This is a genomic window from Methylomonas albis (assembly GCF_014850955.1).
Lineage (GTDB): Bacteria > Pseudomonadota > Gammaproteobacteria > Methylococcales > Methylomonadaceae > Methylomonas > Methylomonas albis.
The window spans coordinates 2,229,458-2,248,545 of sequence record NZ_JACXSS010000001.1 but is presented as its reverse complement, the minus strand read 5'-3'; the positions used below and the strand labels follow the sequence as shown (position 1 = coordinate 2,248,545).

The window sequence follows — 19,088 nt, the reverse complement described above, 5'->3', positions numbered from 1 at the left end:
CAGTTATGTTCGAGTCACTTACCTGCAATATTTGTCTCGTACCGTAGCGAAAATTCGCTGCCGATTCCAATGGCTAAGCGGTTTACCACCCACAAACACACCGAGGCGACGCAGATGACTACCCTATCCCTCAAGCAACTCAACCGTTCCATCGGTTTCATTGCTTTGGCCCTGTCGCTGAGCCTAGCCTCCGCCGTCTTACCCTCCGAACCGCTTACCGCCGATGTATTGATCGTCGGAGCCGGCCTATCGGGTTTAAGCGCCTCGTATTATTTAAAAAAAGCCGGTAAATCAACCGTGATTCCGCATATCGGCGGCCGTGTCCGCACCGCTGCTTATCCCGACGGCACGCATGCCGAAGTGGGTCTGGAAGAATTTTGGGAAAATAACCCGGCTATCGAGATTTTCCGGGATTTGCATGTGCCTATGGAAACGGCTTACAGCAGTTTTTCCAGTTTTTATTACCAAGGCAAGCTGTATCCGTTTACGCAAAGTACCAATCCGGAGTTTCTGGCATCGGTACTGGATAGCGACGAAATGCAAATTTATCAACGCTGGGACGCCAAAATGGCCGAGCTTTATCAGCAATTGACTTTGCGGCCCTTGTCCGAGGATATGCTAGCACTGCAAGAAATTTCCTTTGCCGACTGGATCGAAAGCACCAGCGGCCTGTCGCCCAAAGCCCAAGAGTTAGTGCGCATTGAAACCGAACCGGAATACGCTACATCCTGGCGAAAAATCAGCGCGCTGGACGGCATTGCCGAATGGCATTATTTTTCCGGCAACGGTCTGGCACCCCGCCGTATAGTCGGCGGCAATCAACGGGCCACGCAAGCGCTGGCCAATTTTATCGGCCGGAACCGCATCCTGCTGAACCAACAGGTCACCCACATCACAACCACCAATAATAATGTGGAAGTGCTTACGTCCGACCAAGGTAACTTGCGGCAAAAGATCTTCCACGCCAAATACTTGATCACTGCAATTCCATTATTCCGGCTCAACGACATTCAGTTCGCTCCGCCGTTGAGCGCCGAGCGAAAACAGGCGATACAAACTCAATCGGCCGGCGCCTACTTTACCGCGCACGTCACGGTGGATAAGGCCGCCAGCAGCTTCTGGACCCGAGGCGGCGACAGCATATTGCCGATTATGACCGACAGCCCTTTAGGGGTGATTTATGAGGGCGGATCCCAATCCGGCGGAGATGCGCTGTTGAATTTATTGGTCAGCGGTTCGGACGCGGAGCGGTTTAACTCGCGGATGAGCGATCCGGACCAGATTCGGGAAACTTTACTGACGGCGTTTGACAAACAGTGGCCGGGTTTCCGGCAATCGGTCAAACGGATGAGCTTTTACCGCTACCATCCACGCGCAATAGCGTCATGGCCGGTCGGCCGGTCGCGCTTCGATAACCTTTCGGAGTCGTTGAGAAAACCGCAAGGCCGCGTCTATTTTGCCGGAGACTTTACCGAGGACACCCACTCCAACGGTGCCAGTCAATCGGCGATACGCGCGGTTAAGGATATTTTGCAAAGAGACTAAGGGCGAGTTTAAACACTCAGTCAGTGGCGAGGGTGCTTACGATACTAGGAATGGGAATACCACCATTGCCGGACGGGATGCAGAAGCCGTTATTCCCGCGCGTAAGAGTGTCAAGCTCCGGAAAGAAAATACCCCGGGCACCAGTGTCAGAAATGAAACGCTGCGAGCCGTAGCAAGGCTAGTATAACTATCTGGAGAAAATAGCGCGGCCACCATCGCCGATGTTTGGTCGAAACCAAAATGCGTTGCTTCAAGCTGTTAGGCGAGCCAGTCAACGCGTGCATCTGCAACACTCCGGTCCCTGAATTCCAAATCCTAGCAGCAATGTAAAATCTGTTTACCGAGTCGGACACGTCGATCACGGTGGCTATACCCTAAATCTCTGTAACGGATCGGGGGTAAAGGAAGTTTGCTCGGTAGTGGATTTATGAAACAAAACCGAACTGAAGCCAAGATTCTAGAGCATTCATAACATCCCAGCTTATTGGTTCAAATTGTTGTAAAAACTTGAGCCTAATTTGTTGCCCCAAGTATTTCCGCCGCTATTACAGCGTCGTTGACGCTCCAGAACAACTTGTCTTGGAAATTATCTGCCGACGAATTCATTAGTAACTGACTAATAGGATCCTTTACCCGAGCGAGTAGTAAAATCGTCTGACGATGCTTAAGTTGGTCAACAAATTCGGCTAAGCATTCAAGCGTTGTGCTATCCAAATTCGCGGTTTCTTCAAGGCTGATAATTAAAATCCGCACATCGTCGCGCGCCTGTAAGCGTTTCAGTGACTCGGACAAAACGCCTTCCACGCTGGCAAAAAATAGAGGTTCTTCTGGGCGAAGGATGAGTATATTCGGACGAATCTTAGAATTCGGATGATTCTGTCGATCCACATAGTCTCTTGTATCATCCAGCTCCGCCAGTTCTCGAACTAAAGGCTGACTGAAAGAGCGTATTGCCGCGGCAAGCGACAACCCTATGGCAATCAACATGCCGTGTAACACGCCAAAGGCCAGCACGGCCGCTACCGCAGCGATGGCCAGATACTGATCCCGATCCATTCGCCAAAGCCTGATTAAGGCCATGGGATTTAATGCATGACTTAAGGCGTTGATAACGGCTGCCGCGACCAGTGTTTCGGGAATATCACCAATCCAATGTTGACCCAAAGTCGCCATGACCAATAAAACCATTGCAGCACAGATACCTGCCAGTTTGGTTTGTGCGCCAGCGGATTCACTGGCGGAACTGGCGGAAAAACCCGCTCCAACCGGCATACCCTGTAGCAAACCGGAAAACAGATTGGCTATTCCTAATGCTGAAAGCTCCCTATTAGGTTCCACGGCTTCGCCGTGTTTCAGCGACAAACTTCGAATACTACCCCACGATTCGGCCACGATGATGATCATCAAACCAAAAGCCATCTCAGCTAACTGAAGCCATTGTTCCAAAGCAATGCCTGGCATGTTCAATTCGGGCATTTTTATCGATACGACACCTACGGTGGCCACCTGTAAATCACCGAGATCGAGGCGGTTGCTTAAAATAATACCCGTCATCAGTACCAAAAAAGCGCCGGGAACGAAGGGCCAGTATTTTAGGATTGCCAAAATAAGTAATGCACTGAAGCCAAACGTCGCGCTCCAAATCGACCAATCGTGCGTATGCGCCGCCACTTCTATTAAGAGGGGCAGCGGAGCAGAACCGTGAACAGAGAGGCCCACCAGGAGTGGTAATTGTTTGATGATAATGGTGATCGCTAATGCAAACGAGAAGCCACGCAACACGGGTCTGGATACAAATGCCGAAAGGCGGCCTAATCCCGCCTTGGCAAAGATCATTAGGCCTATGCCAGTCAATATGACTAAAGCGGCTCCAAAACCGGCAGCGAGATGGCTATTATCCGGACGTAAGGACAGTACGACCGCCGCCAACAAAGCCGCGGCCGACGAAGTAGGAGCGACTACGGCAAAAGGGCTGCCGCCAACACAACCGTAACTGAATAAACCGACTATTGCCCCCGTGATGGCCGCTTGAATCGGCAGGTGGGCAATCCCTGCGTATGCGACGGCTTCCGGCAGCAAAATAAAGGCAACCGATAAACCGGCTATGAAATCAGCAATGAGCAATTTTCTAGATGACTGCTTATTTCCAAATTTCACGGGCAAATCCTTTTTAAGGTCACTCAGGAAAATAAATAGAATCCGTTTTAAACCTTAACCAATCCGACTGGACTTGACCACTATAACCTTGCGCATACTCTAAAACGGTATCTTGCCAGTCAGTGCGCTGGCCGAAGGCTTGCCATTGATCGGCAATCGCAGAGCCCTGCCACCCGCTGTTACGAATATGTAACCAGGCGGTGAGATGAGCCATCGAAACCACGACCTTTTCCAAGCGTTTGAATTTTCCATGCCAATGATCCAGTTTTAGTCGGTCTTGGGTTGGCATCAGTTCTTTAAGCAGATAGGCGCGCTGACCGTCTTGGACTGCCGACAAAAACGCCGGTGCGATGGCTTGCCCTCGACGCTGCAACCGCACAACGCGTTCCGCTTCATTTTTCCATGCGGGTTGAGGAACACTTGAATACGTTGCCAGGGCTGAACCCGGTTGGTATTTCAAATCCAACAGATAATGTTGCCGCCGACCTTTACCCTGAATAAGGACGACATAGCATTCTAAGCCTAGACTACCGAGACCGGCGATGCGGCGCGCCACATCCAATACGTCAAAAAATTTCGAATTAGGTTGGGTAGCGGCAAATTGTTCTATGATCGATTTGACTTTTTGCTGATCCGCCGGCGCTGCGACTAAGGTTTTATGACCATCGATTTTTAATACCCGCTGACTGCCGCGCTTAAATGTTCGTTCATCCAATAAATCGGCGCGCGAACGATGCTTTAGATTTTTCAGCAAATCTCTAATCATGCCTGAAGCCGTCGAACGTTCGATCCAGCGGGCTTTGCAGACCTGGAGTTCCTGGCTATAGCACAACAGAAAACTCTTACATAACGCTAAGGCTTGGCTTTCCTTAATCTCCAAACTCTGTGCTGCGACCAATAAGCTACATAAAAATCGAGCTATATCCCAAGTACACGGCGCCAACAACGCTTCATCAAAATCGTTTATATCGAAATAGCTCAAGCGATTGTCGCCTCGGTAACTACCAAAGTTTTCCAAATGCAAATCACCGCAAACCCAGGCTAAGGGGGCATCGTTCAAAGCCGATTGTTGCGGCCAGTCTTGGTAAAACAGGTGGGCCGTTCCGCGCAAAAAGGCAAAGCTGCTTTCCCGCATGGCCTGATATTTCATATGCAGACGTTCGGGATCTCTTCCTTGATTAAAGGTATCGATACGTTGCCGTAAAGTAGTGCTGGTCATCCGTTTCAGTCCTGATAGAAATGGCAAATCCCCGTAATGGGGGCATATATTTCAGTCTAGCTAAACAGTTTGCTTAAACAACAATCTGGTTTCATTAAGCCAATCGCTTGTTGTGACAATCTGCGGTCAGCTCCCACAAGTCATCGCTAGTCATTATCTTGTCATTCTCAGTCGTTAGGGTGGCGTTGGAAAGCTGTAACTGGCTTTTCCAAATAAAACTCTAATCGCTGATCCCGAGAAATATTATGAATTTTAAAGTTTCCACCAGCTTGGTCACTGGCGCCGTGTTAACCGCTATTGGCCTGACAGCAACACTACCTTCCGTTAGTTTTGCCGAACATCATTACTCTGTCGTGCGCGCCGCTTTACCTAAAGGCGCTATCGAACACATTTTAGTGATCGATCTTGAAAACGAAAATTACAACACCACCTTTGGGCCAAACTCCCCGGCGGTTTATCTAAATAAAACCTTGCTTAGTCAAGGTGAGTTGATCACCAATTACTATGGTACCAGCCACGTCAGTGCGGGAAACTATATCTCGCAAGTATCTGGTCAAGGCCCGACTGTTGCCATCAACAATGACTGCTTAAATCTTGGTTCGCTAAGAAATCCGCCTTTGGTTGGTGGCTTTGAAGATGTATTACCAGGTTTAGCGGCCGCCGATCAAGCAGCCTATCCCGGCCAAGTAGTGGGTGACGGTTGCGTATTCCCTGCGCCAAGCGCTGATGCTCAAGGGGTGATCACTATCGGCGATCAGCTGGATGCCAAGTTTTCTCACGGTGACCGAGATCAACAGGATAAGGAGCATCGCGATGCTAAAAATCAAAAATTGACTTGGCGTTCCTATGCTGAAGATATGGGTAACGACCCGATTAGGGATTATGGTACGCCCGATCCGATGGGTGGAACCACTTGTGCTCATCCACCGATTGGCGGCGTCGATAACTCCAACTCTGCCGCGGCTGACGATCAGTATGCAACCCGGCACAATCCGTTCGTTTATTTCCATTCGGTGATTGACGATCAAGAGCGTTGTGACCGTCATGTCGTGCCACTGGGTAAACTGCAAGTCGGTAGCAACGGCGACGCGGATAACTTTAGCGGTCATTTATACGAAGATTTGAAACGCATCGAAACGACGCCTAAATTTATGCTCGTTTCACCCAATCTCTGCAACGACGGCCATGATGCTACTTGTATTGGCCCGAATGTGGAAGGCAGCAAAAATGCCGCTGGAAAAAATATCGGCGGACTGACTGCCGCAGATTTATGGCTGAAACACTGGATGCCTATGATCTTCAATTCACCGGCATACCAAAGCGGCAAGATGCTGGTAGTGCTGACATTTGACGAATCTGGTTTAAGCGATTCCACCGCCTGCTCCGCAATCGATCAAGCAGACTGCGATGCACCTAACGGCCCTAATGTCAGCAACTTTGGTTACAGCCAAGTGTTGGGCTTGTTTGGTCTGCAACAACCACCTAAAACAGATAATGTCTATCCTGGCGGCGGCAAAATCGGTGCGGTAGTTTTCAACAAACACTACATCAAACCCGGCAGCATCAATACCACCGGCACTTACAATCACTTCTCGGCGTTACGTAGCTACGAAGACTTATTGGGATTGCACGAAGGTGGCGATGACGGCTTGGGGCATCTTGGCTATGCGTCGAAAGACGGTTTAATCCCCTTCGGTCCGGATGTTTTCAATAACAGACACGACGATGATCGCGATTAATAAAATCAGTTGAATTGGGTCAATCCCAACCTGGCAGTGACGGCTCTTTGCACGCGTTGCTGTCAGGTCGATTCGTTTTGCTACTTCAGGAGTAGAGACATCTCTGTTTTGATCAATCAACGGCAAACCGCCGATTCCTTGCTGCACCCTCGTTTCCAAGGCGGGCAAACTTAATTTCGCAGTCATTAGGCTGTAACTTTGCATGCCTAATATCGAAAGCATCCGTTGCTAAAACGGATGCACAGCTGATCTCCCGATCAAGGTCTAGTACTGGTTATCAAGATATTCGCAACATTTGTTGACTTCTATCGCTATCCGCTTCTCCGGCCTACTGAATCAGCCTGGTATAAACAACAATATGCAAAGGATAACGTAGGATGAAAACGCCTTTTTTGAGAGTAAAGAATGTAGTATCGGTTTCGGCTTTATGCGCCGCCAGTTTGATTTACGCCACTTCAGGGTACGCTGACGACCAACGCCACGACGATGAAAACTCTGATCGTCCAATTACAGTCGCCGTGACCGGGGACTGGCCATACAATAAACTTTTGCTAGACAACGCCCATTTGTTGGTTGATTCCGTCAATGCAGACACCGCTGTTAGTCGGTTGATTCATGTCGGTGACATCCATGCTGGCAGTATGCCTTGCACCAGTGCCGATATTTTGCCGCCAATTCCTCAGTCAAATCCTGGCTATAACCAAAAAATTTATTACCAGTTTCAGCAATTCGCCAAGCCTGTTATCTACACGCCAGGTGACAATGAGTGGACCGATTGCCAAAAAACCAAGCAATTTAAAAGTGGTGCACCGCTGAATGAATTAGCTAGCGTCCGTAGCCAATTCTTTGCAAAACCTGGTTTGACCTTAGGTAAAGAAACGGAAGTTCTGAGTCAGTCGCGACATTTCGATCCAACATATCCAACTGATGCCCAATTTGTCGAAAACGTGATGTGGAAACAAGGGAAAGTGGTATTTGCTACCTTGAACGTACCCGGATCAAACAATGATACCTTGCCTTGGGCCGGCACTTTCGCTAATCAGACGGCACAAGATAAAGAAGTTTCCGAGCGCACCGGTGCTGACTTACGCTGGTTGGAAGCCGCTTTTAAGAAAGCCAAAAAAGAACATGCCCGTGCGGTAGTGATCGGCATTCAAGCGGATATGTGGGATCCAGCGGCCATTACAGCCACCAGTAACGAACTATCCAATTACACACCTATCGTACAAAAATTGGCTGACCTTGTAGAAGATTTTGGTGGTCCAGTCTTATTGTTAAACGGCGATTCACACGTTTACGGTGCCGATCAACCGCTGACAAATTCCAGCAGCGCAACAGGAAGCATTCACCATACTCAAGCTGTCCCCAATTTGACCCGTATCACGGTCCAAGGCTCAACGACGGCCCCTGCTGAGTGGTTACGCTTAACCATTGATCCGAGAAAACTACAGCCATTCAGTTGGGAAAATGTAGCTTACTGCGCCGATCCTGCCATTAGTTGCGAATAAGCATATTTGTTTAGTATTACTCGGCAAATACTGTAGCGGATGATTATCCGCTACAGCTCTAAACGAAAAATCATCATCTTCAATTCGCTTGTAACTCGGGTTGGATTCAAAATAGGCTTAATTTAGCCATCTGAAGGTGAATGACGCTAAACCATTTTTTAGTTCAATGTCCGCTTAATTGACTAGACCAGACAGCTAATAATTGGGGGCAAAGGACTGGTTTGGGTCGATACCGACATTACACACGCAGTCTTCCTGAGGATTAACTGCAAGATCAATCTCCAGTATTTCTGAGTTTTGGGCTAGAAGCTAATTTTGAAATATCAAATGTCACCGGACACAATCGGGTTTGAAGTTCTCAACGATAAGACAGTGATTCATGGCGAAAATCATCGAGTTGCCGCTCGTGGTAATAAAGATCGTCGCGAGTCCGGTCCCGGTTGCGGGATAGCTGCCGGATATCGTCACGAATTCTGTCCCGGTCTTTGTCGGATAATTTTTTATCCGACAAATTGTTTTCCTTGCCGGAGAGTTGGCTATCGATCCTATCGAGTTCGGCGCGTTCCTTATGTACCGCAAGGGCCGCCGCATGGTAGCGGCTAAATACCGCATCGATAGCCGGCGGACAGACATGGTGATAATCGTGCCCATCCAAACCCTCTTTAAAAGCATTCTCGATCAGGCAATACTCTTTTAAGCCCTGTTCGCGGCCGGCAAGATACTGGGTATCGTTGAGCGCGATGCCGTATTCGGAACAGGCTTTTTGATGATCGTGCAAGCGGTCGTTCGCCGCCCCGGCTCGGCCGTCTTGCAAGCCCACGCCAAACCAATCGCCGCGCTGACAGTCTTGTTGGCTAAGCGTCGCGCAGCCGCTTAAAAAAATAGCCAATAGATAGCAACTTAAGTATTTCATCATGATTTATCCTGCCGGCTAAAGATCCACCACACCGCGAGAACAGCCGCAACGTTCCGTCTGCTCTCACCCACCTTGAAACCTAGGAAATATAGCCCACATTGGCAATTAATCGAACCGGCCAGGGGATATTGTTTGCACGACAGATTCGACTCGCCTAATTCCGCAAAGATAGGTAATGTTCCAGCAACTTTAATACACGCTCAAGTTCGGCATCCGTTTCCGAATAAGGTGGATCGAAACTGTCGATTTTGATCCACCGCGACGTTTGCCGGGCGTGGATGAACGGTTCGAAATCGTCAATCAGCAACACATCGCCATCTTGGGCGTCCGGAATAAACCCCGGGTCTTTCACCGGCCCTTGCCATTGAATATATTCGATGTCGGCAAACCACGGCGGCGCATAACCGTCTTCGACCAGCCGTTTAGCAATCGGTCTAAATCTCGCCTCTTCCACCGCGGTGAAGATCACAATCCGCGGGAAGCAGTCTTTACACTGTATTAAAAAATGTCTGAGTCCGGGGCGGGGAATTTGACTGTAAGCGGTCGAGATCAGGGTGCCTTCCAGGTCTAGGGCTAAAATAGTCGGTCTTACGATAGGCATGCATATTCAAGGTGGCGGCGAATCAGGGCTAAAAGGGCCATTTATCGAGCTCCGGGGTTGCCGGTTGCGCTAATTTTCCCCAGCAATCAGGCTTTTTTCCGGATCGTTTTCCAAAATAACCAGAAGATTTTAGCGCCTGACTGAAATGTTGCGGTTCCGAGCGAGATCGTTTGCGAAAAAAGCTGCAACGATTTGATCGTTGAAGCGAATTAATGGCGTTAAATGCTCGGCCGTTTCGGTAAATTGCTCGGAAGTTGCGGCTCGGCGCTAAAACGTCGGCGAAAATAAGGCCGGCGATTCGGTTCCGAGCAGCAATGATTAGGAAATTTTCTTGAGATTGCTTGCAAACCGCCGGGTTTACCGACTATTTCAAGCCGTACACCTTCAACTGACTGCAAACCGGCAATTGGTTATCCGGCACGGTGCAGTCCGAGGTACCGACTCGATAAATCATCACGTACACCCGGCCATTGGCCACTACCGGCGGAATCATCCGCGACATTTTGCCGAGACCGCCGCTATTGTCGTCGCCGGTGCGGAACAAGCGTTGCAGTTTATTGCCGGGCAGCATCGTGGTGGCATCGTAGGCGATCAACTGGCCTTCGGCGAACTCCTTGTTGGCGTCGCCGAATTTGGAAAATACCGCCCAGACGATGGCCGAATCAAAATCGATAGCGTGTGCAAAGCCGGTGCTGGTGGATGGCTTGCCGGATACCATCAACAGACCGCCAGGCATGCCGCCAGGAGATTCGACGCCTACTGAAGCCAAGTCGTCGGCCTCGGCGCGAAAGCTTGGCAAGTTGCCGTCCAGTGTCGAAAAGTTATAGCTCTTCAACCGGGAGTTTTCGCCCCAGACATAGACCACGCCGCCGGTTTCATCGCGTTGCGCCAAGGCCAGGGAATGGATATGGTGCATTTTGTTGTTTTCCGGATCGCCGCAAGGCACGAACCAACCGTGGTCGCTATTGCCGGAGGCCGGACACGGCAAGCTGCGATTCAAATGCTGGACCCTATCCCAGTTTTCGGCGGTTCCTCCGCCATAGTAGGTCGCCACCAATGGCGGTTTGGACAATAGTTGATTGAAACGGTCGTTTTGGCCCAGCTGGAATTTGTCCAGGGAATAAATGATGCCGTCCTTGGTGCCTTGCAGCAGCAAGCGTGAGCCCGGTACCAGCATCGGTCCGGCCGCGCCGAAATCCCAGTCGGCGCCGGCACTGCCTACCCCTGCTCTGCCGCAGGACACTTCCGAGTCATTGTCTTGCCACAAACATTTGTCTTTGGACACCCGTTCGTCCAGAAAGGCTTTGTAAAAATCCACTTTCTGCAATTCCGGTCTGGCGCCGCTAACACCGGGTTTAAAGCGCAATTTGATCATGCTCTCGGCCAGATCGACGTCGCCGTTATTCGAGGTGCCGTTCGATGTCGCGACATAAACCATATCGTCTTCGGTGACCGGCGCGCCGCCGGCTTGCCAGATGCCTGCACCCCAGGAATTAAACGCAGTGGCGCAGAATATCGCCGCGTTTTTGGAAAAGCCGGGCAGACCCAGCAGAGCCCTGGTGTCGAAAGCCACCACAAAGCCGTGCGGATTTTTTCGGCCGCCTTGGTAACTTTCGCCGTTGGCGGCAAACGCCATGACCAAACCGTTATTAGCGGTTAGCGCCAGCCCCGCGCGCATCTTCGGATAAACGAATTGCTTGGTTTGCTGGTTCAGCCGGTAAGTAGCGCCAGCATCGTTGAACCAGCAACCATTACCCTCCTGCGATTTACCGAAGATGCGTAGCGGCGGGCTTTTCTGACTGCCGGTTAGCGGATTTAAGGCATACACCCAGTAATCGCGAAAGCGGTTGTCGTTGTTTTTCTTTTGCCAGGAAGCGACGAACAGCGTGTTGCTGGCCGGATCGATAATCGGCGTGGCGGAAATACCCCAGGTTGGCGTGTGTTTCCACATGTCCATGTCTTGCGAGCTGATCTCGGGGCCGAGTTTAACTTTATAGACTGTGTCGTTGGTGCGCGCGTTGATGCCGATCACTTCATTCTTCATCGTAGTGATGATCACCAAATCGTCGGCACCCGCACCGTTTTCGAGCACCAAGGGCTGCGTTTCCACTTTGGCATTGAAGTCGTAAGTACGCAGCAGGCCGAATTGGCCGGGATTAACATTGCTTCTGTTAAGTGCAAACTCCTGATTGTTGGCTGTGGTGCGAAAATTATTCCCGGCGCGCTGCGTCACGCTAACGGCTAGCGCGGCATTAACCCAAAAAACCGTACAGATAAAACCCAATCGCATGCATGTCATGGCTTACTCTCCCCAGTTGAATGTCAACTGAGCCTAGAGTGAGTGACAGGACATTGTCAAGCCCTTTATAAATATGGTTTTTATGGCCTTTGGCCTAACACTTTCTGAAAAAGTGAACCGCCGCAGGTGCCTTGGACATCCACCCAAATATGAGGCAGGTTTAGCTGGCTCAACCAGGCAACGCCATCCGTCTGTTTCAACATTGCAATCGTTGATGCGCTGCCGGCCACCACGCAAAAATCGCCGACCACGGTCACCGCCGCCAAATGCCCCACGGGCCAGCCGGTTTTCGGGTTGAGAATATGGCCGTACCGGACGTTATCGATAACCATACAGCGCTCGTAATCGCCGCTGCTGGCAATCGCGCCCTCGTACACGCTCAGCGTCTCCAGCAAATCGCCGCGCCGGCGGGGATCACGGATGCCAACCCGCCAGGGACTGCCATCGCCACGGGGGCCTATCACGCGAATATCGCCGCCCAAATTCACCACGCCGCGCGTGACACCTTGGTTTCGGCAAAGCGTGGCCGCGCAATCTGCGGCGTATTCCTTCACCACCCCGCCAAAATCGATCTCCATCCCCTGCACAGAAAAGGATAAGACCGGCGATTGCCAGGACACCTTCTCCCACCCCACTTTTCCCAGCAGTTCCACCATCAGCGCCGGCGCGGGCAAGCAGCCCGAATCGAACTTCCAGGCCCGGCGCAAAATGCCCGATGTCACATCGAAAAGCCCATCGCTTTGTTCGTAGCAAGTCATCGCGTAATCCAGCAACTTCGCGGTTTCGTCATCCACCGTAATCGAGCCGCCAAGCGCCGCCACCCGATTAATCTCCGACAAAAAACTATCCGCTCGGTAACGCGAATAACGCGCCTCCAACCGCTGTATATCGGCCACCGCCAAAGCCACTGCGGCATTGGCGGTGGCCGGGCCGGCGGCAAACAATTGAATCTCGCAAGGCGTACCCATGGCCTTAAATTCCCGGCGATAATAGTTAAGCGGCTGACGCTTGACAGTTTTTTTAGATTTCACGGCGTTGACGGTGCGGCAAGAGTAAGCCGACGATTTAAACAAATTTCGGTTCGGCGATAAAGCCCTGCAAGTCGGATTTACCGGCATAAACGGCCAAGCCATCATCCGCCTCGCCTAGCTTGCCGGCTCGTCCAACAACTGTTTGAGCACACTGCGTAATTCCTCCACTTCGCTGGGACGAAAACCTTTATGGATATGGCGCAACCTGCCCTTGCGGTCGATCAGATTCGACGATGGCATGGCCTCCACCGCAAAGTCCTTGGCACATTGACGTTGCGGATCGGCGGCCACCGTAAACTCGGGTCGTGCTTTCGCCAGAAACACCTCGGCCTCCTGAGTTTCTTCGTCCAGGTTGACCGCCACCATTTGTAAGCCCAGCTCTTTGTGCAAACGGTTCAACTCGCCCATGAAGGGAAACGACTGCATGCACGGGCCACACCACGAGGCCCAAAATCTACATACACCACCTTGTTCTTAAATTGTTGCCATTGATAAGCTTGCGCGCCGCGCGGTTTGGCCTGGGTTTGACGTTAACTTCGGCATGACCCAAGATAGCGGCATGCTCCGGCGCGGCCCACAGCCGTTTCGCCGTCGACCAGCAGGTCTCGGTTCTGCATCTGCCGCTACATTGTGTGATATACCGCCTTCTTTTTAACGCTTTAGTATTGGCTTTTGGGCAGGGATGGTCGGCTTATTTTGCGCACTAATCTGAATAGTGCAAGCCGAAGCGAACGGCAACTTGCCTTGGTATTAAGCGGGTGCCTGGCTTGCAGCCGCAAGTCGTCTAGGCGAGTGTTTTGTAGTAATCTAGCTTGGCCCGTCGAGGTTTACGGCGGCGTGTAAATCCCGATTGCGGCGAGGTGTGAGTGTGATGGAGATTAAGCTGCCTTTAGATGCGAAACTGGTGATGGCATTGGGCAAATCAGGCCCGCCAGTCTCGGTCTCGGAGTTGAAACTGAATCAAGTGTTGGACGCCAAAATCATCAGCAACCAAGTCATTCTGAATACGCTGACCGTCAGCGTTGCCGATAAAACCATGACCTTGCAGAGCCAACAGGCATTGCCGTTACAGCCCGGCCAGTCGCTACAGTTACAAGTGGTAAAACTGCTGCCGACACCGGAGTTAAAAATCATCGCGCTGCCCGTGCCCCAATCACCTAACTCTCCAGGCTTCGCGGCTGCGGAATCATCGACACTTAAACTATTGCCCTCTCCAACTGCAAGCGCACCTGCACCCACGGCGCCACCGTTCACCAGCAACCCGCTAGCGTTATTAAACCCTGGCGAACACGTCCAGGCACAGGTGTTGAATATCGGTAAATATACCCTGACTCTGCAACTAACATCGGTGCCGGGCCACACCGATCAACCGCAACAAACAGCGACAACTGGCGGCGATAGCCGAGTGGTAATGGATAGCAAACAATTGCAATGGAGCGAACCGGCGGCTAAGTTGGTGCTAAGCGTCGGTAGCCGCATCGATTTACAAATACTGAAGAGTGGCGAAAACCCAGTGCTCGGCGCGTCTTTATCGGCCCCATCAACTGAAGAACACATAGCGACAGTATTCAAACAGTTGTTGCCGCTGCAAGTACCTCCAGCGCAATTATTGGCGCAACTCGGCCCTTTGCTACGGCCCACTGCCAGCGATAAAACTGTAGGCGAACTACTCAAACAGCTTGCGCACGAAATATTGCAGCAAATTCCGGACAAAACCAAGCTGTTCGAACCGACCACGCTAAAACAAGCCATCGCCCAGTCCGGGCTGTTTATGGAACGACATTTGGTCGAGGCCGAGACGAATCCGCAATCGCTCGTGCTGCAAGACGATTTTAAATTAAAACTGAGCAAGTTGATTGCTCAGTTAGGCTTGGAACTGGCGGCCCCTAAAGACGAAAGCTCGGCACAGCAGACGCCCAGTGATTTATTAAAGGAAACCCTGCAAAAAGCCCAAGGCAATCTGGCCAAACTCACCTTGGATCAGCTCAATTCGCTACCCAGGGACGACTCACCCAAACAGGTCTGGATACTGGAATTACCGTTCTTTAATAAAACCAATCCCGAGACACTGCAACTCGTGGTGGAACAAGACAAACAAGCCAACAGTGAGAGCAGCCAAAAAAACTGGGTAGTGAGCATTACCATTACCCCTCCCGAACTTGCTACAATACGCTGCAAAGTCTCCTGTTACGACGGTAGTGTTAACACCCGGTTCTGGAGCGAATCCACCAGCACCGTGGATAAAATCAATACGAGTCTGGATTATCTAAGACAGCAATTCGAACAAAAGGGATTGAAACCAGGATTTATGGATGTTCAACAAGGAAAGCCTACACAAGCCAATCCGCAAACCCTGCCGCCGCAAAGTCTGTTGAGTGAAAAAGTCTGATACTGGGCCGAATGCACATTTGGACAAGCAAACCAGCCACGAACGAGCGGAATCTTGGTTCACCAAAATACATTTAGTCGATAAACCAGGCATAGCACTACTTCGTTTGCCGAACAACCTTATTACTCTAGCCGACGCCATGGAGAATTAACGCATGACCCACCAAGTGACCCTGACCCAGTTCATCATTGAACAGCAGCGCGGATTGCCGGATGCTTCCGGTACTTTCACGCTGCTACTGAATAATATTGTGACTGCGTGTAAACAGATTTCTCACCGCGTCAATTGCGGTGCGTTGATTGGGGTGTTAGGTAGTGCCGAATCGGAAAACATCCAGGGCGAAGTGCAAAAAAAGCTAGATATTATTACCAACGACATCATGGTTAACGCCCTGGACTGGAGCGGCTCCTTGGGTGGCATGGCATCGGAGGAAATCGACGATCCGATCAAAATCCCGAAACAGTATCCGAAGGGTAAATATCTGGTGCTGTTCGATCCGCTGGACGGCTCGTCGAATATCGATATTAACCTGACCGTCGGCACTATCTTTTCGATTCTGCGTTGCCGCGAAGGTGTCGAGCCGGAAACCGAGGATTTTTTGCGCAAAGGCACCGAACAAGTGTGCGCCGGCTTTGTGTTGTACGGCCCATCCACCATGTTGGTATTAACCACGGGCAAGGGTGTGAATGCCTTCACGCTGGATCAGGATATCGGCGAGTTCATCCTGACCCATTGCAATATGAAAATTCCAGAGGAAAGTAGCGAATTTGCTATCAACATGTCCAACCAACGCTTCTGGGAGCCGCCGGTAAAACGTTATATAGACGAATGCGTGGCCGGCACCGACGGTCCGCGCGGCAAGGACTTCAATATGCGTTGGGTCGCTTCACTGGTGGCTGAGGTCTATCGCATACTCACACGCGGCGGGATATTCCTGTATCCGCACGATTTACGCGATCCATCCAAACCCGGCAAGCTGCGTCTGATGTACGAGGCTAACCCGATGGCATTTATCATCGAACAAGCCGGCGGGATGTGTTCAACCGGTCGCGAACGGATTTTGGACCTAAAACCCAGCAGTATTCATCAACGGGTGCCGTTGATTTTAGGTTCTAAAACCGAAGTAGAACGGATAATTGGCTATCACCAGCAAGATTAACCAGCAGCCCTTTGCAATTTCGCCGTTTCCTTGTGAAACGGTAAACTATCAAGCCAAAACCTATGCTTTCATCAAAAACTCAAGCGGTCGCACCGAGTAAAAACCAAGTCAGTTGCATTAATTGCAGTCTGGATAATATTTGTTTACCACGCGGCCTGTCGCAAGCCGAGATCAATAACATCAGCCAAGTGGTCAAAGCCCGCAAGACGTTACAGCGCGGCGACTTTATCTACCGTGAAGGCGACAATTTCCGCGGCATTCTGGCTATAAAGTCCGGCAGTGCCAAACTGGTGGCTAACGATAGCCATGGCAACGAGCATATTTTGAATATTCTGTTGCCCGGCGAATTGCTGGGCTTCGACGGTCTATCCGCCGAAAAGCACGGCTGCGCGGCGATTGCCTTGGAAACTATGAGTTTCTGCATCCTACCGGCCGACAATATGGAAGACTTGTTCAAGAACATGCCCAGCCTGACGCGCGAATTGTTCCGGCATACCGGCGAGAAAATGCTGGAAGACAAAAATCAGCTGGTGCTAAGCAAAAGACCGGCGGAAGAACGCTTGGCTTATTTTTTGATCAGCTTGTCAGAAAGGCTGAAGCGGCGTGGATTTTCGTCGTCGGAATTCAAACTGTCGCTCACCCGTCAGGAAATCGGAAATCACCTGGGTTTGGCCTTGGAAACGGTGAGCAGGTTGCTGAAAAAATTTCAGGACGACAACTTAATCGTGGTGCAAAATCGCTTTATTGCGATCAAAGATCTTGTCGCTTTACGCAATATGTTGCTGCCTCTGGAATAAAAATCAGTTTTTAATACCGATACCTTTATGCAGCAGCAGCAAACTAAGTGCGGTTAAGAACACAATAAACCCGCCCGTCATCGCGAAAGCCAGTTCGATGCCCACATCGCTTACGCCAATCATGCCGTAACGAAAGGCGTTGATCATGTATAAAATCGGGTTAGCCTGTGCGATTTTTTGCCAAATCCCTGGCAGCATCTCTACCGAATAAAATACGCCGCCCAGATAGCTCAACGGCGTCAGTACAAAGTTGGGGATGATGGAAATATCGTCGAAACTATCGGCGAACACTGCATTGATGAAACCGGCTAGTGCGAACAAGGTTGCAGTCAGCACAAACACTATGACCGCGACGTCCCAATGCAGAATCGTAGTCTGGGTAAACAGCATAGAAATACCCGCGACCACCACGCCAACCAACACCCCGCGAACGATACCCCCGCAAACGTAACCGGCCAAAATCACGTAGTTCGGCACCGGTGCCACCAAGAGCTCTTCGATATGGCGCTGAAATTTAGTGGAATAAAACGAGGACACCACATTGGAGTACGAATGACTGATCACTGACATCAGAATAATGCCGGGTACGATGTAATCCATATAGCTGACGCCGTGCACCAAACCGATACGGTCACCGATCAACTTGCCGAAGATTAGAAAATACAGCGCCGTGGTAATGGCCGGCGGCAATAAGGTTTGCGGCCAAATCCGGGTGAAACGGCGGATTTCTTTGATTAAAATCGTAAAAAATGCGACCGAATAATTCATTGCACCAAATCCAAAAATAATTGTTCCAGTCGATTGGACTTGTTCCGCAGGCTGAGGACTTCGATATGTTGCTCAGATAGCGCCTGAAATAATCGGTTTAGACCGAGGCTTTTCGGTACAGCCACATCCAATACGGTGTCGGCATTCAGAGCAATGTCGTACCCCTCTATCATCGGCGCGACGCTCAGCGGGCGGGCAATATCCAATACGAAATGATCGGTATGCAAGCGACTCAACAAGCTGTTCATCGCCGATTTCTCGATGATTTGGCCGTTATTGATGATGGCGATATTCCGGCACAGGCTTTCGGCTTCTTCCAGATAATGGGTAGTCAAAATGATAGTGGTGCCCTGCTTGTTTACCTCCTGCATCATTTCCCACATCGAGCGACGGATCTCGATATCAACGCCGGCGGTAGGTTCGTCCAGTATCAACAAGCGCGGCGAATGTACCATCGCTCTGGCTATCATCAAGCGCCGCTTCATACCGCCGGACAAACGCCGAGACACTACATCGCGCTTATCCCACAACTCCATTTGCCGCAAGCATTGTTCGGTGCGCTGCAAGGCTTGCTTGCGCGGAATGCCATAATAGCCGGCTTGGTTCATCACCACACTCATGCTGGTTTCGAACTGATTGAAGTTGACTTCCTGAGGTACCACGCCAATACAGGTTTTGGCAGCAACATTATCTTTATCCAAATCGTGACCGAAGATGCTGACCGATCCGCTGGTTTTGTTGACCAGCGAACTGATGATGCCGATCAAGGTCGATTTGCCGGCGCCATTGGGACCCAACAACGCGAAAAAGTCGCCGCGCTGGACATCGAGATCCACGCCTATCAAGGCCAGAAAGCCATTGTTATAGGTCTTTTTTAGGTTTTGGATGGATAAAGCCGTCATGCTCTAATGTTATAATCTTGGGCAAAGAAATTGACGCGTTCTTTAAAAATACGCCAAC

General features: G+C 50.7%; 15 protein-coding genes and 1 pseudogene. 6 read left to right on the top strand and 10 right to left on the bottom strand.

The annotated features are described in order from the left end of the window. Window positions 1-114: 114 nt before the first annotated feature. Window positions 115-1,545, top strand: coding sequence for a flavin monoamine oxidase family protein (locus EBA_RS10355; RefSeq protein WP_225616115.1), 1,431 nt, complete (start codon window positions 115-117; stop codon window positions 1,543-1,545). Window positions 1,546-2,058: 513 nt separating this feature from the next. Here EBA_RS10355 and EBA_RS10350 read toward each other — a convergent pair. Continuing rightward, a complete protein-coding gene (locus tag EBA_RS10350; protein ID WP_192374652.1) occupies window positions 2,059-3,702 on the bottom strand; it encodes a SulP family inorganic anion transporter in 1,644 nt (547 codons plus the stop codon). A 19-nt stretch (window positions 3,703-3,721) separates the two neighbouring features. Beyond that, a complete protein-coding gene (locus EBA_RS10345) occupies window positions 3,722-4,921 on the bottom strand; it encodes a DUF2252 domain-containing protein (protein ID WP_192374651.1) in 1,200 nt (399 codons plus the stop codon). A gap of 245 nt (window positions 4,922-5,166) precedes the next feature. Between EBA_RS10345 and EBA_RS10340 the strand changes: the two genes are divergently transcribed. Beyond that, window positions 5,167-6,660: a hypothetical protein gene (locus EBA_RS10340; RefSeq protein WP_192374650.1), complete on the top strand. Its 1,494-nt coding sequence runs from the start codon at window positions 5,167-5,169 to the stop codon at window positions 6,658-6,660. On the opposite strand, the gene EBA_RS10335 is transcribed toward EBA_RS10340, so the two are convergent. Continuing rightward, the gene (locus EBA_RS10335) at window positions 6,604-6,846 is read right to left on the bottom strand and encodes a hypothetical protein (protein WP_192374649.1); all 243 of its coding nucleotides are present in this window, start codon (window positions 6,844-6,846) and stop codon (window positions 6,604-6,606) included. The two genes, EBA_RS10340 and EBA_RS10335, sit on opposite strands and share 57 nt — an antisense overlap. 191 nt (window positions 6,847-7,037) lie before the next feature. Between EBA_RS10335 and EBA_RS10330 the strand changes: the two genes are divergently transcribed. Next, on the top strand, window positions 7,038-8,168 hold the full coding sequence (locus EBA_RS10330) for a hypothetical protein (protein ID WP_192374648.1): 1,131 nt from the start codon (window positions 7,038-7,040) through the stop codon (window positions 8,166-8,168). Window positions 8,169-8,526: 358 nt separating this feature from the next. Here EBA_RS10330 and EBA_RS10325 read toward each other — a convergent pair whose 3' ends face one another. From EBA_RS10325 to EBA_RS10305, 5 genes and pseudogenes are all read right to left on the bottom strand, one after another. Then, complete coding sequence (locus tag EBA_RS10325; protein WP_192374647.1) at window positions 8,527-9,084, bottom strand: DUF2799 domain-containing protein; 558 nt, start codon at window positions 9,082-9,084, stop codon at window positions 8,527-8,529. Window positions 9,085-9,238: 154 nt separating this feature from the next. Then, window positions 9,239-9,685 carry an NIF family HAD-type phosphatase gene (locus tag EBA_RS10320; RefSeq protein WP_192374646.1) on the bottom strand — a complete coding sequence of 149 codons (447 nt, stop codon included), beginning with the start codon at window positions 9,683-9,685 and terminating at the stop codon, window positions 9,239-9,241. Between the two features lie 364 nt (window positions 9,686-10,049). Then, window positions 10,050-11,984 carry a hypothetical protein gene (locus tag EBA_RS10315; RefSeq protein ID WP_192374645.1) on the bottom strand — a complete coding sequence of 645 codons (1,935 nt, stop codon included), beginning with the start codon at window positions 11,982-11,984 and terminating at the stop codon, window positions 10,050-10,052. Between the two features lie 80 nt (window positions 11,985-12,064). Continuing rightward, window positions 12,065-12,952: an FAD:protein FMN transferase gene (locus EBA_RS10310; protein WP_223146752.1), complete on the bottom strand. Its 888-nt coding sequence runs from the start codon at window positions 12,950-12,952 to the stop codon at window positions 12,065-12,067. Between the two features lie 177 nt (window positions 12,953-13,129). Then, a pseudogene (locus EBA_RS10305) lies at window positions 13,130-13,468 on the bottom strand (TlpA disulfide reductase family protein); the annotation flags it as partial. A gap of 418 nt (window positions 13,469-13,886) precedes the next feature. Between EBA_RS10305 and fliK the strand changes: the two are divergent. From fliK to EBA_RS10290, 3 genes are all read left to right on the top strand, one after another. Beyond that, window positions 13,887-15,404, top strand: coding sequence for a flagellar hook-length control protein FliK (gene fliK, locus EBA_RS10300; RefSeq protein WP_225616524.1), 1,518 nt, complete (start codon window positions 13,887-13,889; stop codon window positions 15,402-15,404). Between the two features lie 154 nt (window positions 15,405-15,558). Then, on the top strand, window positions 15,559-16,563 hold the full coding sequence (locus EBA_RS10295; RefSeq protein WP_192374642.1) for a class 1 fructose-bisphosphatase: 1,005 nt from the start codon (window positions 15,559-15,561) through the stop codon (window positions 16,561-16,563). Window positions 16,564-16,625: 62 nt separating this feature from the next. Continuing rightward, window positions 16,626-17,360 carry a helix-turn-helix domain-containing protein gene (locus EBA_RS10290; RefSeq protein ID WP_192374641.1) on the top strand — a complete coding sequence of 245 codons (735 nt, stop codon included), beginning with the start codon at window positions 16,626-16,628 and terminating at the stop codon, window positions 17,358-17,360. 3 nt (window positions 17,361-17,363) lie between these two features. Here EBA_RS10290 and EBA_RS10285 read toward each other — a convergent pair whose 3' ends face one another. Together EBA_RS10285 and EBA_RS10280 are read right to left on the bottom strand one after the other, a co-directional pair. Next, window positions 17,364-18,128, bottom strand: a complete 765-nt coding sequence (locus EBA_RS10285) for an ABC transporter permease (protein WP_192374640.1) — start codon at window positions 18,126-18,128, stop codon at window positions 17,364-17,366. Continuing rightward, window positions 18,125-19,030 (bottom strand): ABC transporter ATP-binding protein, encoded by a 906-nt coding sequence (locus EBA_RS10280; protein WP_192374639.1) that lies wholly within the window; start codon window positions 19,028-19,030, stop codon window positions 18,125-18,127. Before EBA_RS10280 ends, EBA_RS10285 begins: the two co-directional genes overlap by 4 nt. Between the last annotated feature and the right edge of the window lie 58 nt (window positions 19,031-19,088).

Coding starts and splice junctions, on each gene's coding strand:
- EBA_RS10355 (WP_225616115.1), top strand. CDS start 115: ATGACTACCCTATCCCTCAAGCAACTCAACCGTTCCATCGGTTTCATT.
- EBA_RS10345 (WP_192374651.1), bottom strand. CDS start 4,921: ATGACCAGCACTACTTTACGGCAACGTATCGATACCTTTAATCAAGGA.
- EBA_RS10340 (WP_192374650.1), top strand. CDS start 5,167: ATGAATTTTAAAGTTTCCACCAGCTTGGTCACTGGCGCCGTGTTAACC.
- EBA_RS10335 (WP_192374649.1), bottom strand. CDS start 6,846: ATGACTGCGAAATTAAGTTTGCCCGCCTTGGAAACGAGGGTGCAGCAA.
- EBA_RS10330 (WP_192374648.1), top strand. CDS start 7,038: ATGAAAACGCCTTTTTTGAGAGTAAAGAATGTAGTATCGGTTTCGGCT.
- EBA_RS10325 (WP_192374647.1), bottom strand. CDS start 9,084: ATGATGAAATACTTAAGTTGCTATCTATTGGCTATTTTTTTAAGCGGC.
- EBA_RS10320 (WP_192374646.1), bottom strand. CDS start 9,685: ATGCCTATCGTAAGACCGACTATTTTAGCCCTAGACCTGGAAGGCACC.
- EBA_RS10315 (WP_192374645.1), bottom strand. CDS start 11,984: ATGACATGCATGCGATTGGGTTTTATCTGTACGGTTTTTTGGGTTAAT.
- EBA_RS10310 (WP_223146752.1), bottom strand. CDS start 12,952: ATGGGTACGCCTTGCGAGATTCAATTGTTTGCCGCCGGCCCGGCCACC.
- fliK (WP_225616524.1), top strand. CDS start 13,887: ATGGAGATTAAGCTGCCTTTAGATGCGAAACTGGTGATGGCATTGGGC.
- EBA_RS10295 (WP_192374642.1), top strand. CDS start 15,559: ATGACCCACCAAGTGACCCTGACCCAGTTCATCATTGAACAGCAGCGC.
- EBA_RS10290 (WP_192374641.1), top strand. CDS start 16,626: ATGCTTTCATCAAAAACTCAAGCGGTCGCACCGAGTAAAAACCAAGTC.
- EBA_RS10285 (WP_192374640.1), bottom strand. CDS start 18,128: ATGAATTATTCGGTCGCATTTTTTACGATTTTAATCAAAGAAATCCGC.
- EBA_RS10280 (WP_192374639.1), bottom strand. CDS start 19,030: ATGACGGCTTTATCCATCCAAAACCTAAAAAAGACCTATAACAATGGC.